General features: G+C 68.6%; 13 protein-coding genes. 2 read left to right on the forward strand and 11 right to left on the reverse strand.

Features of this window, described 5'->3' with window-relative positions:
* From DP939_RS41590 to DP939_RS41610, 6 genes are all read right to left on the reverse strand, one after another.
* The coding region (locus DP939_RS41590) for a Clp protease N-terminal domain-containing protein (RefSeq protein WP_318656346.1) at positions 1–744 on the reverse strand (744 nt) is incomplete at its 3' end.
* A 357-nt stretch (positions 745–1101) separates the two neighbouring features.
* Positions 1102–1437, reverse strand: coding sequence for a histone-like nucleoid-structuring protein Lsr2 (locus DP939_RS41595; RefSeq protein ID WP_113986363.1), 336 nt, complete (start codon positions 1435–1437; stop codon positions 1102–1104).
* A 116-nt stretch (positions 1438–1553) separates the two neighbouring features.
* The gene (locus DP939_RS46555; RefSeq protein ID WP_158557795.1) at positions 1554–1691 is read right to left on the reverse strand and encodes a hypothetical protein; all 138 of its coding nucleotides are present in this window, start codon (positions 1689–1691) and stop codon (positions 1554–1556) included.
* Positions 1692–1979: 288 nt separating this feature from the next.
* A complete protein-coding gene (locus tag DP939_RS41600; RefSeq protein ID WP_113986364.1) occupies positions 1980–2543 on the reverse strand; it encodes an RDD family protein in 564 nt (187 codons plus the stop codon).
* Positions 2544–2841: 298 nt separating this feature from the next.
* Positions 2842–4086 (reverse strand): RDD family protein, encoded by a 1245-nt coding sequence (locus DP939_RS41605; protein WP_113986365.1) that lies wholly within the window; start codon positions 4084–4086, stop codon positions 2842–2844.
* Positions 4087–4190: 104 nt separating this feature from the next.
* The gene (locus tag DP939_RS41610; protein ID WP_225878853.1) at positions 4191–4808 is read right to left on the reverse strand and encodes an amino-acid N-acetyltransferase; all 618 of its coding nucleotides are present in this window, start codon (positions 4806–4808) and stop codon (positions 4191–4193) included.
* A gap of 362 nt (positions 4809–5170) precedes the next feature.
* On the opposite strand from DP939_RS41610, the gene DP939_RS41615 reads away from it, so the two are divergent.
* Positions 5171–6292, forward strand: coding sequence for a C40 family peptidase (locus DP939_RS41615; RefSeq protein WP_225878854.1), 1122 nt, complete (start codon positions 5171–5173; stop codon positions 6290–6292).
* A 205-nt stretch (positions 6293–6497) separates the two neighbouring features.
* Here DP939_RS41615 and DP939_RS41620 read toward each other — a convergent pair whose 3' ends face one another.
* Entirely contained in the window at positions 6498–6698 is a 201-nt protein-coding gene (locus tag DP939_RS41620) for a helix-turn-helix domain-containing protein (protein WP_158557798.1), read from the reverse strand.
* A gap of 220 nt (positions 6699–6918) precedes the next feature.
* Here DP939_RS41620 and DP939_RS41625 point away from each other — a divergent pair, with 220 nt between their 5' ends.
* Complete coding sequence (locus DP939_RS41625) at positions 6919–7527, forward strand: TetR/AcrR family transcriptional regulator (protein WP_158578963.1); 609 nt, start codon at positions 6919–6921, stop codon at positions 7525–7527.
* Between the two features lie 6 nt (positions 7528–7533).
* On the opposite strand, the gene lysX is transcribed toward DP939_RS41625, so the two are convergent.
* From lysX to panD, 4 genes are all read right to left on the reverse strand, one after another.
* The gene (gene lysX / locus DP939_RS41630; RefSeq protein WP_113986368.1) at positions 7534–9033 is read right to left on the reverse strand and encodes a bifunctional lysylphosphatidylglycerol synthetase/lysine--tRNA ligase LysX; all 1500 of its coding nucleotides are present in this window, start codon (positions 9031–9033) and stop codon (positions 7534–7536) included.
* A 46-nt stretch (positions 9034–9079) separates the two neighbouring features.
* Positions 9080–9862 (reverse strand): type III pantothenate kinase, encoded by a 783-nt coding sequence (locus DP939_RS41635; protein WP_113986369.1) that lies wholly within the window; start codon positions 9860–9862, stop codon positions 9080–9082.
* The gene (locus tag DP939_RS41640; protein WP_113986370.1) at positions 9862–12384 is read right to left on the reverse strand and encodes an L-aspartate oxidase; all 2523 of its coding nucleotides are present in this window, start codon (positions 12382–12384) and stop codon (positions 9862–9864) included. Before DP939_RS41640 ends, DP939_RS41635 begins: the two co-directional genes overlap by 1 nt.
* Positions 12385–12547: 163 nt before the next feature.
* Positions 12548–12979 carry an aspartate 1-decarboxylase gene (gene panD, locus DP939_RS41645; protein WP_113986371.1) on the reverse strand — a complete coding sequence of 144 codons (432 nt, stop codon included), beginning with the start codon at positions 12977–12979 and terminating at the stop codon, positions 12548–12550.
* Positions 12980–13013: the final 34 nt, after the last annotated feature.

Genomic DNA, 13013 nt, shown 5'->3' on the forward strand with positions numbered 1-13013 from the left:
CAGATCGAGGGTGTAGAGCTGCTTGTCCTTCAGCGTCTCGGGCACCTCGCCCTTGACGATCTTCTGGGACAGCCCCTCGACCACGGCGGTCTTGCCCACGCCGGGCTCGCCCACCAGGACCGGGTTGTTCTTGGTACGGCGGGACAGCACCTGCATGACCCGCTCGATCTCCTTCTCGCGCCCGATGACCGGGTCGAGCTTGCCCTCACGGGCGGCCTGCGTCAGGTTGCGGCCGAACTGGTCGAGCACCAACGAGGTCGAGGGAGCGGCTTCCTGCGGGCCGCCGGCCGCGGCCGGCTCCTTGCCCTGGTAGCCGTGCAGCAACTGGATCACCTGCTGGCGCACCCTGTTGAGGTCGGCACCCAGCTTGACCAGCACCTGCGCGGCGACACCCTCGCCCTCGCGGATCAGCCCGAGCAGGATGTGCTCAGTGCCGATGTAGTTGTGGCCCAGTTGCAAGGCCTCGCGGAGCGACAGCTCAAGGACCTTCTTGGCACGCGGGGTGAACGGAATGTGCCCCGACGGCGCCGACTGGCCCTGGCCGATGATCTCCTCGACCTGCTGACGCACGCCTTCAAGGCTGATGCCCAGGCTCTCCAGAGCCTTGGCCGCAACGCCCTCACCCTCGTGGATCAGGCCAAGAAGGATGTGCTCAGTGCCGATGTAGTTGTGGTTGAGCATCCTGGCCTCTTCTTGGGCCAGCACGACAACCCGCCTCGCGCGGTCGGTGAACCTCTCGAACATCTCGTCGCTCCTCACAGAGCGGTCAGGCGTGCCCGGGAGATCCGGGCCCGTCATCCCGCATGGTAGCCCTGGCTCGGCGAACCTCGCCCTGTTGCCGAAAGAGGTGCCCCAGGGAAGACGTTCCCCAAGACCAGGGCGTTCACCCTCTATCAAACTACCGACCGGGGGTGAGGTGTTCCCGATACGCCCCAAGCGAACGACTGTTTCGGGCGACTTCGATGATCATGCGCTTATGGCGGCCGCCGGGGTCCTTAGGCGACCGTCATAAGCGCACGCTCCGACAGAGATCCGGCGCGTCCGCGCACGGCGACGCGCGTCGCCGTGGCATGCCGTCTCTAGTACAGCTCCGCACCGCCTCTAGTGGGCGGCTTCGTACTGCTCCACCACCGAAGAGGCGATCCGCCCGCGCTCGCTGACCGGAAGGCCGTGAGCCTTGGCCCAGGCCCGGATCTCCGAGCTCTTCTCACGCGTCATCGCCCGCTGGCTGCCCCGGCCTCCACGGCGGCGGCCGGTGACCGCGGCCGCCCTGCGCGCGCTCTGCACGAAAGGCGACAGCGCGTCCCTCAGCTTCTTGGCGTTCACGTCGCTGAGGTCAATCTCGAACGACGTGCCGTCAATCGCGAAGGCGACCGTCTCATTGGCCTCCCCCCCGTCGAGGTCGTCGATGAGAATCTCCTGGATCTGCTTGGCCATCTAGGGCTTTCCTTTCGCTGGGCATTGTTTCATTCGATGCCAAACATATACCCGTCCGATCGCGGACACAATTCGACTCGGTAAGAGGTTTGCGGCCGAGGCCGGGCATGAGAGGATCAGTTAGGCTCGCGGGCCTCATCGTGCTGGTTTGCACGCCTTGCTGCCGCTTCGGAACGCACGAGCTTCACGATGCCGTAGATGAACGCCGCGCCCACGACGACCGGCGGTAACAAGGCGGACAATACATCCATCATTCGTCCTCACGTCGGGGTCCTGGTCAGATTGGGTACGCCCGCTTTTCTCCCAGGCGTGCCGGTCTGCCACGCTACCGGCCAGGCCGGGCCTCCAAGGCGGCTCCCGGGCACGACCTTAGCGTGGCGGTCAGCCGGTGTAGGCCGCAGGGGCGACTACCTCCGGCGCCCCTCCCTACCACAGCTTAATGGCTGTCTCTCCAGCCCGCTTACCGGATGGAGTCTGTAAAACGTCTGTGAAAAATCAGGCGGCATGCGCAGATGATCACTATGATCACCCGCAAACCCGGGTCAGCGCGGCCTTCTGACCACCATCGTGCCCGCGACCTTGTCGTGCAGCCCCTGCTGGGAGGGCTTGTCCACCAGGATGAAGAGTCCCACGACGAAGAGGAAGACCCCCGCCAGGAGATTGAGCACGGCAATGTCCATCGCCGCCATCGGGCCCGGGAGCATGGCCGCGCGTTTCGCCAGCGCGGCCGTTGTCAGAACGCCGCCGCCCGCCGGGATCAGCCTGATCCGCAACACGCGCTTGCCGAGAGTCCGCCCGTACCGGGAATGCAGCACAACGTCATAGACCGCAAAGGCGGCTCCGGAGATCAACCAGGCGATCAGACGGGGAACCGAGGTATGCGCCCTGGCCCCATCCACGGTGGCCGCGGCGATGACGTCCGCCGGGCCGAAGAGGGCCGAGAACACCGCGAAGAGAATGTAATAGAGCACCACGAACGGGACGGCGTCGATGATGCGCGCGGCCATCCGCTCCCACCATTCGGCGGGAACCTCGGAAGGATCTTGCGGATCATGCGCGACAGAAGCACTACGGGCGGAGTCGTCCTCTGACGGCATGGCCGTCATGTCCGTCCCGTTGTCCGCTCTTCTGTCCCCGCTCACTTGTGCGATCCCCTGCCGGCACGCATATGGTCACCTGTCCGCGATCCCAATCCCGGGATCGCTTGTTCGCGACGGCGGCACGCGCGGGCACGCCCGCCCCGATGATGGCCTGTCCCGTTTCTGCCCCAATTTTGCGGGTCAAGTCCGTCTTCATCTGGACACTCCATCTGAACACGAAATAGGGCCGGTGGAGATCCACCGGCCCTATGGAGGCCCGGCCGGTCACTGACCGGCCGGGACACCGCACTGCTCGCTCTGGCGCCTACCTGGCCTTGACGACCATGGTCATGGCGAACTTGTCGCTGAGGGTCTGCCGCAGCGGCTTGTCCCAGAACTGCCACAGGATGTTCACCAGGACGGCCAGGCTCGCCAGGTAACCCACGAAGGGCACGCCGTAGACGACGTACGGCCCCCACAGGGAACCGGCCCGCTTGAGCGCCGTGTTCATGTCCAGCCCGCCGGAGGCCGTGGGACCGGACACGGGGACCACGCGGATGCCCATGGCCATCTTGCCGATCGTCTGACCGCGCATGCTGGTCATGAGGACCTCGTAGGCGATGTACAGCAGCCCGCCGATGACCGAGGTCACGATGGCGGCCAGCACGAAGCCACCGCCCATCTCGCCCGTCGTCACGTTGTAGGAGGTGACCAGGAGGGCGGTCAGGATGGAGCTGAGGATGGCGTTCACGACGCCGAAGATCACGCCGTCGATCAGCCGGGCCACGAGCCGCTGCCACCACTCGGCCAGCGGGGGCGTCTGCGCGCCGTAGCCGGACGCGCCCCACTGCTGCTGGCCGTAGCCCTGCTGCTGCGGGTAGCCCTGCTGGGCGTACTGCTGCTGCTCGTAGCCCTGCTGGCCGTACGCCTGCTGCTCGTACCCCTGCTGACCGTACTGCTGGGCGTGACCCTGGTCGTAACCGGACTGGGGGTAGCCCTGTTGCTGCCCGTACTGAGACTGCTGTCCGTAACCCTGCTGCTGCGAGTGGCCCTGTTGCTGACCGTACTGCTGCTGGTCGTAACCCTGCTGCTGGTCGTAACCCTGCTGCTCGTAGCCCTGCTGGCCGTACTGGGGCTGCTGGCCGTAACCCTGTTGCTGGCCATAGCCCTGCTGCTGCCCGTACCCGGACTGCTGCTGACCGTACTGCTGTTGGTCGTACTGCTGCTGTTCGTACTGCTGTTGCCCGCCGTAGCCCTGCTGTTGCGGGTAGCCCTGCTGCTGACCGTACTGCTGCTGGTCGTAGCCCTGCTGGCCGTACTGCTGCTGCTGCCCGTACCCGGGCTGCTGGCCGTACTGCTGCTGGCCGTAGTCCTGACCGTACTGCTGCCCGTACTGGGGCTGCTGCGGGTTGGATCCGGGGTCGGCCCGGTAGCCGCCCACCATGGTCGCGTCAGGGTCGGCCTGGCCGCCCTGACCCTGGTAGTGGCCGTAATCAGGGTTCCCCGACGATCGCGCCGCCTGGTTGCGCTCGGGGTCGTCCTGCGGATACGGCGGTTGTCCCGTGCTCACCGCGTCACCTCGCTTCGACTGCGCATGCGGCGTCGTCAGGCGCACATGCTTTGGCTGCTGCACAACGTATCGATATAGGGATCAACAGTCACCTTTCCCCACGGTCAGCCCCTGGGGTCCGCTTCAAGGTGCAGGAGCATTCGCGTGTTGCCCAGTGTGTTGGGCTTGACATGTTCAAGATCGAGAAACTCCGCCACGCCCTCGTCGTACGAGGCCAGCAGCTCCGCGTAGACCTCGGGGGCCACCGGCGTGCCGTTGATCGGGCGGAATCCGTGTCCCGCGAAGAAGTCCACTTCAAAGGTCAGGCAGAAGACGCGTTCGAGTCCGAGGTCGCGCGCCGTGGCGATCAGCGCGGACACCAGGCGGTGGCCGATGCCGTATCCCTTGAACGCGGGATCGACCGCCACCGTGCGGATCTCGGCCAGGTCTTCCCAGAGCACGTGCAGGGCCCCGCACCCCACCACTCTGCCGTTCAGTTCGGCCACCCAGAACTCCTGTACGTCTTCGTACAGGGTCACCGTGGCCTTCTTCAGCAGCCGCAGCCCCGCACCCGAGTAGATGTCGACCAGTCGGCGGATCGCGCGTACGTCGGCCGTACGCGCCCGCCGGACGATGATCTCGCCGCGCGCACTCTCGTGCCCCTCACCACGCGCGACGGGCCCGCCGGGCCCCTCGGTGACCTGCTCCATGGAGGTCCAGCGTACGTGGCTTCCCCCTTCCATTTACGGCTCCCCCGTAACTCAGTCCCCGATCGTAACGAGACACGATGAGCGACATGCCGGTCACGCGGAGGTTCAAGAGACTTTGACATGTTCTGTCGTACGGCCCGACCGCCCGACACAAGCCGCGGAGCTGCCCAAACACCTCTAGACACCGAGAAATCAGTAATTATGATCATCAGAAGTCGTGATCTCGTCGTGATACTTCGGTTGTGAAAGCTCTACAGACTTCGTAGTTCTGGTTGAGCGGGAACCACATGTGCACTAATGTCCAGCCCGGTGTCCGGCCGCGCGGCGGCCCGGTAGGGCTCCTCCGGCCCGGACCGTCAGCTGACCCGGTAGGCGTCGATGAGAGGAGCTGGTCGGTGTCGCGCACGCGCAGCCGTGGGGGAAAGCACGCGGGCGTCAGCAGCGCCCGTTCCCGTTCCGGCAGCGGCGGGCCGCGCCCCAGGGGGCCCCGAGAACGCGCCGAGACGGCTTCTGAGGGCACGAAGACCCCGGGCAGGCGTACGGGCCTCACCCGGCTCGCGATCGTCACGGCCGCCTTCCTGGCGCTCAGCGTCGGCACCCCGCTGATGTCGGCGACCGCCGACCCCAAGCCCTCCCTGAAGGAGCTGTCGGCTCAGGTCGAGAAGCTGCACGAGGAGATCGGCACGCTGACCGAGCGCTACAACGGCGAGCGGGTCAAGCTGGCGCAGGCCAAGCGGGCCGCGGAGCTGGCCAAGAAGACGCTCGCGACCAGCGAGTCCGACCTCGCGGGCAAGCGCCAGAAGGCCCAGCTCCTGGCCCAGAACGCGTACATGAGCGGCGGCATGGGCCCCGCGGTGGCCCTGGGCGCGACCGGCGACGCCGACGCCTTCCTCGACCGCGCGGCCACCACCTACGCGCTCGAACAGCAGCAGGGCGAGCAGGTCGCCCAGGTCACCAAGGCCATGGAGACCGCGGAACGGGCCCGCGAGAGCGCCAAGGCCCGCACGACCGAGGTCACCAAGCTGGTCGACGAGATCGAGGGCAAGCGCGACAAGATCACCAAGCTGGTCGAGCGGACCGAGAGCGACCTGTTCAAGGAGGCCATGCGGCGCTCCGGCAGCTCGGCGGGCAGCCGGGTCAGGGTCGACGTGCCCATCCCCGGCGACGGCAAGGCCGCGCAGGCCGCGCGCTTCGCGCTCACGCAGCAGCTCAAGCCGTACGTCTGGGGCGCCGAGGGCCCCAACGGCTTCGACTGCTCCGGCCTGGTGATGTGGGCCTACCAGAAGGTAGGGATCAGCCTGCCGCACTACACCGGCGACCAGTGGACGGCCGGCGCTCATGTTCCCCGGGAGGAGCTACGCCCGGGCGACCTGGTGTTCTTCTACAGCGACCTGCATCACGTGGGCATCTACATCGGTGGCGGGATGATGGTGCACGCCCCCCAGACGGGTGACGTCATCCACATCGCGCCGATCGGCAACCGGCCGTTCGCCGGGGCCGTGCGGATCGCCGACTGACGCGCTCCTCCGCGGGTCTTACGGGCGGCCCGAGTGCCGTGTCGTGCGGAGGCGCGGGTGAGGGTCTGCGCCGGGTCTGACGTCGGGTACGGGCCCGGTCGGCCGATTTCGGCCGCGTGCGGTGTTTCCGGCCGAGTGTGCGGAGTCCGGCCGGGAAGATCAGGCGGTGACGTCCGGTCAGTGCGGGACCGGCGGCTCCGCCAGATCAGATGAGCTGACGACGTGCCGCCCAGGCGACCGCCTCGATGGCGGTGGCCACGCCGATGCGGTCGCAGATGCCGCGCAGGCGGCGCCGCACCGTGCGGCCGCTCACGTCGAGCCGGCGGCCCACTCGGTCGACCGTGACCCCTTTCGCCAGCTCGGCGAGCAGGAGCAGGTCGTCGTCACTGAGTCCGATCCCATGCACCTCCGTAGTGTCATCGTCGTGAAGGAAATCCACTCTTGGATAAGCCATCGGAGCCCCCTTCAGCCAACCACGGAACTCGACGATGCCCGGCGTGAGTGTGGTCTGTCTCTCGTCGTCGTCGTGAACGGTAAACGGGATTGAGAAAGGTCGTCAAGCGGCGACGGTCATATGAGTAGCCCACGCTATTGACATAGCGCTCGCTATGTGGAGTACTCACGATATGGGACCGCCTTTACGGTTGACCCGGGCGGCGGCCAAGGCCCGTACTCGTGAGCTGCTACTGGCCGCGGCCGCCCAGGTCTTCGCAGAGCACGGGTACGCAGGCGCCTCGGTGGACGAGATCGCCGCCCAGGCCGGTTACACGATCGGCGCGCTCTACTCGCATTTCTCCGGAAAGGATGAACTTTTCCTCACGTTGTTCGACCTTCATGCCGCTGGTCATCTTCGCGACATCGAGGAAATCATCCGGCAATGTACCGGCGACCCGGACTTCACCGCATTGGGTGACTATCTGGCCACGCTCGCGGACAACGACTCCTGCCGCTGGGCCCTGGAATCGGAGTTTCGCCGTCACGCAATGACACGACCCGAACTCATGGCGCGTCTGGCCGAACGCCGGGCCGCCGGTCAGACGGCGATCGCCGGGCTCATGCCCTGCCGGCGGCCGGGCACGGCCCAGTGCGCCGAAGACGACGCGGCGCTGGTGATCACCCAGTTGGAAGGGCTGATCCTGCAACGCAGGCTGAACCCGGCGTCGGTGCCGCCGGGGTTGTTCGCCGAGGCGCTGCGGAGGTTCTTTCCGCCGCCCACCTGGGCGGGCGGCGGCTGAGACGAGCTAGGCGGTGGGCTTGACCAGCGGGAAGAGGATCGTCTCGCGGATGTTGCGACCGGTGAACGCCATGATCATCCGGTCGATCCCGACGCCCACGCCACCGGTCGGCGGCATTGCATATTCCAGTGCGATCAAGAAGTCCTCGTCAAGCTGCATGGCCTCCGGGTCTCCCCCCGCCGCGAGCAGCGACTGCTCGACCAGCCTGCGCCGCTGCTCCACCGGATCGACCAGCTCGGAGTAGGCGGTGCCCAGCTCGGTGCCGAAGCCGATGAGGTCCCACTTCTCGGTGAGCAGCGGGTTGTCGCGGTGATGGCGGGTGAGCGGGGAGGTCTCCAGCGGGTAGTCCATGACGAAGGTCGGCTGTACGAGCGTGTGCTCGACCAGCGCCTCGAAGATCTCCTGGACCAGCTTGCCCTGGCCCCACTTCGGGTCCCAGTGGATCTCCCGCCGGTCGGCGAGCTTGCGTACCTGCTCCAGCGGCGTCTCCGGGACGACCTCCTCGCCCAGCGCCTCGCTCACCGCGCCGTAGAGGGTGACCCGCGGCCAGCGCTCGCCGCCGAGGTCGATCTCCGTGTCGTCGCGCCGGACCACGGTCGTCCCCAGCGCGGCCACCACCGCCCGCTGGTACATCCGCTGGGTGAGGTCGGCCATGTCGTTGTAGTCGAGGTAGGTGCCGTACGCCTCCAGCATGCTGAACTCGGGGTTGTGCGTGGAGTCGGCGCCCTCGTTGCGGAAGTTGCGGTTGATCTCGAAGACCTTCTCGATGCCGCCGACGACCAGCCGCTTGAGGTACAGCTCGATCGCGATGCGCAGGTAGAGGTCCATGCCGTACGCGTTGATGTGCGTCTTGAACGGCCGGGCCGTCGCGCCGCCGTGGATCGGCTGGAGCATGGGCGTCTCGACTTCGAGATAGCCCTCCTCGTGCCAGAAGTCGCGCACCGCGCGGACGGTGTCGCTGCGCAGCCGCGCCATCCGGCGGGCCTCGTCGTTGACGATCAGGTCGACGTAGCGCTGGCGGACCCGCGCCTCGGGGTCGGTGAGCCCGACGTGCTTCTCCGGCAGCGGGCGCAGGCACTTGGAGGTGATCTGCCAGCGGTCGGCGAGCACGGACAGCTCGCCGCGCCGGGAGGTGATCACCTCGCCCTCCACGCCCACGTGGTCGCCGAGGTCGACGTCGCGCTTCCACGCCGCCAGGGACTCCTCGCCGACCTTGTCGAGCGAGATCATGACCTGGAGGTCTCCGCCGCCGTCGCGCAGCGTGGCGAAGCACAGCTTGCCGCCGACGCGGCTGAGCATGACCCGGCCGGCGACGGCCACCCGCTCGCCGGTCGCGACGTCGGCCCCGAGCCCCTCGTGTCTGGCCTTCAGCTCGGCGTTGGTCGCGGTGCGCGGAAAGCTGACCGGGTAGGGCTCGACGCCTTCGGCACGCAGGCGGTCGAGCTTCTCCCGGCGGACGCGCATCTGCTCGGGCAGGTCCGGGGTCGGGGTAACGTCATCGGTCACAGACAAAGGTTACCGAGGTTTGGCAGCCGGTCTGGGCGGCGTACGGCTACTGGGTGTTGCGCTCGTACACCAGCCGCAGCCCGATCAGCGTCAGCCAGGGCTCGTGGACGTCCACCGACCGCGCCTCGCCCGAGACCAGCGACGCGTGCCCGCCGGTCGCCACCACCGTGACCTCGTCGGGGTCGTCGCTCAGCTCGGCGGCCATCCGCTCGACGATGCCGTCCACCTGCCCGGCGAAGCCGTAGATGATGCCCGACTGAAGGGCCTCGACGGTGTTCTTGGCGATCACCGCACGCGGCCGGATCAGCTCGACCTTGTGCAGTTGCGCACCGGCCTGGGCCAGGGCGTCCACCGAGATCTCGATGCCCGGCGCGGTCACCGCGCCGACGTACTCGCCGCGCGAGGACACCGCGTCGAAGGAGGTGGCGGTGCCGAAGTCGACGATCACGCACGGCCCGCCGTACAGGTGGATGGCGGCCAGCGCGTTGACGATGCGGTCGCTGCCGACCTCCTTGGGGTTGTCCATGCGGACCGGCACGCCGGTCCGCACCCCGGGCTCCACGACCACGTTGCCCACGTCGCCGTAGTAGCGGCGGCACATCTCCCGCATCTCGTTCAGCACCGAGGGGACGGTCGAGCAGATCGCGATGCCGTTGATGTCGGCGTTGGCGAGCAGCGGCGACTGCCCGAGCAGTCCTTGCAGGACCACGGCGATCTCGTCGGCGGTACGGCGCGCATCGGTGGCGATCCGCCAGTGCTCGATCAGGTCCTCCCCCGAGAAGAGCCCGAGCACCGTATGAGTGTTGCCGACGTCGATCGTGAGCAGCATCAAGCCCCCCGCAGATCCAGTGCGATGTCGAGCGCGGGGGCGGAGTGGGTCAGAGCCCCCACGGAAAGGTAATCGACGCCAGTCTCCGCCACATCACGGGCCGATTCCAAGGTCAATCCGCCACTGGCCTCCAACCGTGCCCGATTTTTCACCAATGTCACGGCGGTGGCGGTGTCCTCGACGCTGAAGTTGTCGAGCAGGATCTCCTCGGCGCCCTCGGCGAGCAGCGGTTCGAGCTGGTCGATGCGGTCCACCTCCACCTCGATCGGCAGGTCCGGGTACGCCTCGCGCACCGCCCTGAACGCCTCGGCGACACCACCCGCGGCGACCACGTGATTGTCCTTGATCAACGCCGCCGCCGACAAGGACATCCGATGATTGACTCCACCGCCGCAGCGTACGGCGTACTTCTCCAGCGCGCGGAGGCCGGGGAGGGTCTTACGGCTGTCCCTGATCCGCGCCGCCGTACCCTCCACCGCGCTGACCCAGCGGGCGGTCATGGTGGCCACGCCGGACAGGTGGGTCAGGATGTTGAGCGCGGTCCGCTCGGCGGTCAGCAGGTCGCGCGTGGGACCGGTGACGGTCATCAGCACGTCGCCCCTGGACACCCGCTCGCCGTCCTTGACGTGCCGCTCGGCGGTCAGCCGCCCGCCGGACGCGTGCGCGAACAGGCCCTCGGCCACGGCCAGGCCGCACACCACGCCGTCGGCGCGGGCCACGACGTCGGCGACGGCCCGCTGGCCGGCCGGGATGGTGGCCAGGCTGGTCACGTCGCCCACCTCGGACAGGTCTTCGGCCAGCGCGGTCTCGTACAGGCCCACCACCGCGGCCGGGTCAAGGCCCGCGTCGGCGAGATCGGCCTCGACGTGCTGCGGGAGCGTCGTACGGGCGCGGTAGGTCATGGTGATCCCCTCTTCGGACAGGGTGGCGTCCAGGTGTCCCAGCCACCGGGTGTCGTCGCGGTCCGGATGGTCGTCGCGCCAGTGCGAGCCGCGGGTCTCCTCGCGCAGCGCGGCGGCGGCGACCAGCGCGGAGGCCACCGTCAGCAGGTTCGTCGCCTCCCAGGACTCCGTGCGCGGCTCGACCGCCACCGGGGTCCAGCGGGCGTCCTTCAGCGCGCGGGCCACCTCGGTGAGGCTGTGGCGGCTGCGCAGCACGCTCGCTCCGCGGCTCATGTGGCCCTGCACGCGCGCCCGGGCCCTCGGGTCCACCAGGCCGGTCACGGCGCCCGCACGGGGCACAGGGGGGCCGGGACGGGGCCTCCGGGCGTGGACGTCGCCCGCGATGCGGTCGGCGAAGACCAGCCCTTCCAGCAGCGAGTTGGAGGCCAGCCGGTTGGCGCCGTGGACGCCGGTGCAGGCGACCTCGCCGCACGCGTACAGGCCGGGGACGCTGGTGCGTCCGTACAGGTCGGCGCGTACCCCGCCGCTGGCGTAGTGGGCGGCAGGGACGACCGGGACGAGCTGTGTCACCGGGTCGATGCCGTGTTCCAGGCAGAACGCGTGGATGGTCGGGAAGCGGGTGCGCCACTTGTCCGCGCCGAAGTGCCTGCCGTCCAGGTGGACGTGGCCGGTGGCGGTCTCACGCATCCGTTGCATGATCGCCTTGGCCACGACGTCGCGCGGCGCGAGGTCGGCGAGTTCGTGGACGTCCCGCATGAACCTTTCGCCGTTCTTGTCCACCAGGAACGCGCCCTCGCCCCTGACCGCCTCGGAGACCAGCGGCTGCTGGCCGGTGGCGTCCTCGCCCAGCCACAGCACCGTGGGATGGAACTGCACGAACTCCAGATCCCTGACCACGGCCCCGGCGCGCAGCGCGAGCGCCACGCCGTCCCCGGTGGAGACGGCCGGGTTGGTGGTGGCCGCGTACACCTGGCCCATGCCGCCGGTGGCCAGCACCACCGCGTTCGCGCGCACCGCGCCGACGCCGTCCCGCGCGCCCTCGCCCATCACGTGCAGGGTGATCCCGCAGGCGTGCCCGTCGGCGTCGGTCAGCAGGTCCAGGACCAGGGCGTGCTCGATGACGTCGATCCGGGTGCCGCGTACGGCCTCGATCAGGGCCCGCTGCACCTCCGCGCCCGTCGCGTCGCCGCCCGCGTGGACGATGCGGTCGCGGCGGTGGCCGCCCTCCCGGGTGAGCTGCAGCTCACCGCGGGCGTCGCGGTCGAACCGGGCCCCGCGCCCCATCAGCCGCCGCAGCGCGCCCGGGCCCTCGTTCACCAGGGCCCGTACGGCCGGTACGTCGCACAGGCCGACCCCGGCGGTGAGCGTGTCCGCCAGATGCTCGCCCGGCGAGTCGCCCGGGTCGAGCACCGCGGCGATCCCGCCCTGCGCCCAGCGCGTCGAACCGGCCGCCAGGACGTCCTTGGTGACCACCATGACCGAGGCGGCCGGGTCCAGCTCCGCGTAGCGCAGAGCGACGCTCAGCCCCGCGACGCCCGAACCGACGACGAGGAGATCGGCGGAGACCGTCCATCCAGGGTCCGGGGCGGTCAGGCGTGTCGGGATGGCGGGGGAGCTCACAGGCCACCTCTTCTCGGCCCGGCTCCTACCGCCGGACGCACGTGGTGATTCCACCGCTTACGCGGCGAATTTCGTCAACATGACGATAACCTGGGGCCTGCGGTGATTCATTCCCGGGTATGGGGTGTGTGGTGAGAGATCTCCCTGAGAGGCGCTGTCTCACCTAGACATCGGAGGTGTAGGGCATGTCGCCACGCAGCGTGCCCAGGTCTCCGCCGGGGAGGGCGGCGGCCGGGTCGGTGTCCAGCTGGACGACGCGGTTGTCCCGGTCGACGTGGACGACCTTCGGTGCGAAGGAGCGCGCCTCGGCGTCCTCCATCTGCCCGTACGCGATGATGATCACCAGATCGCCCGGCTGGACCAGGCGGGCGGCGGCGCCGTTGATCCCGATGATCCCCGAGCCGCGCGGTCCGGTGAGCGTGTAGGTGACCAGCCTGGCGCCATTGTCGATGTCGACGATGTGCACCTGCTCGCCGGGCAGCAGCCCGGCCGCGTCCAGCAGATCCTCGTCAATGGTCACCGAACCGACGTAGTGCAGGTCGGCCTGGGTGACGGTGGCCCTGTGGATCTTGGACGTGAGCATGGTCCTGAGCATGCGTTGACTCCACCCTTCGCTCGGTCGCGCCACC

It is taken from the genome of Spongiactinospora rosea, assembly GCF_003315795.1.
GTDB lineage: Bacteria > Actinomycetota > Actinomycetes > Streptosporangiales > Streptosporangiaceae > Spongiactinospora > Spongiactinospora rosea.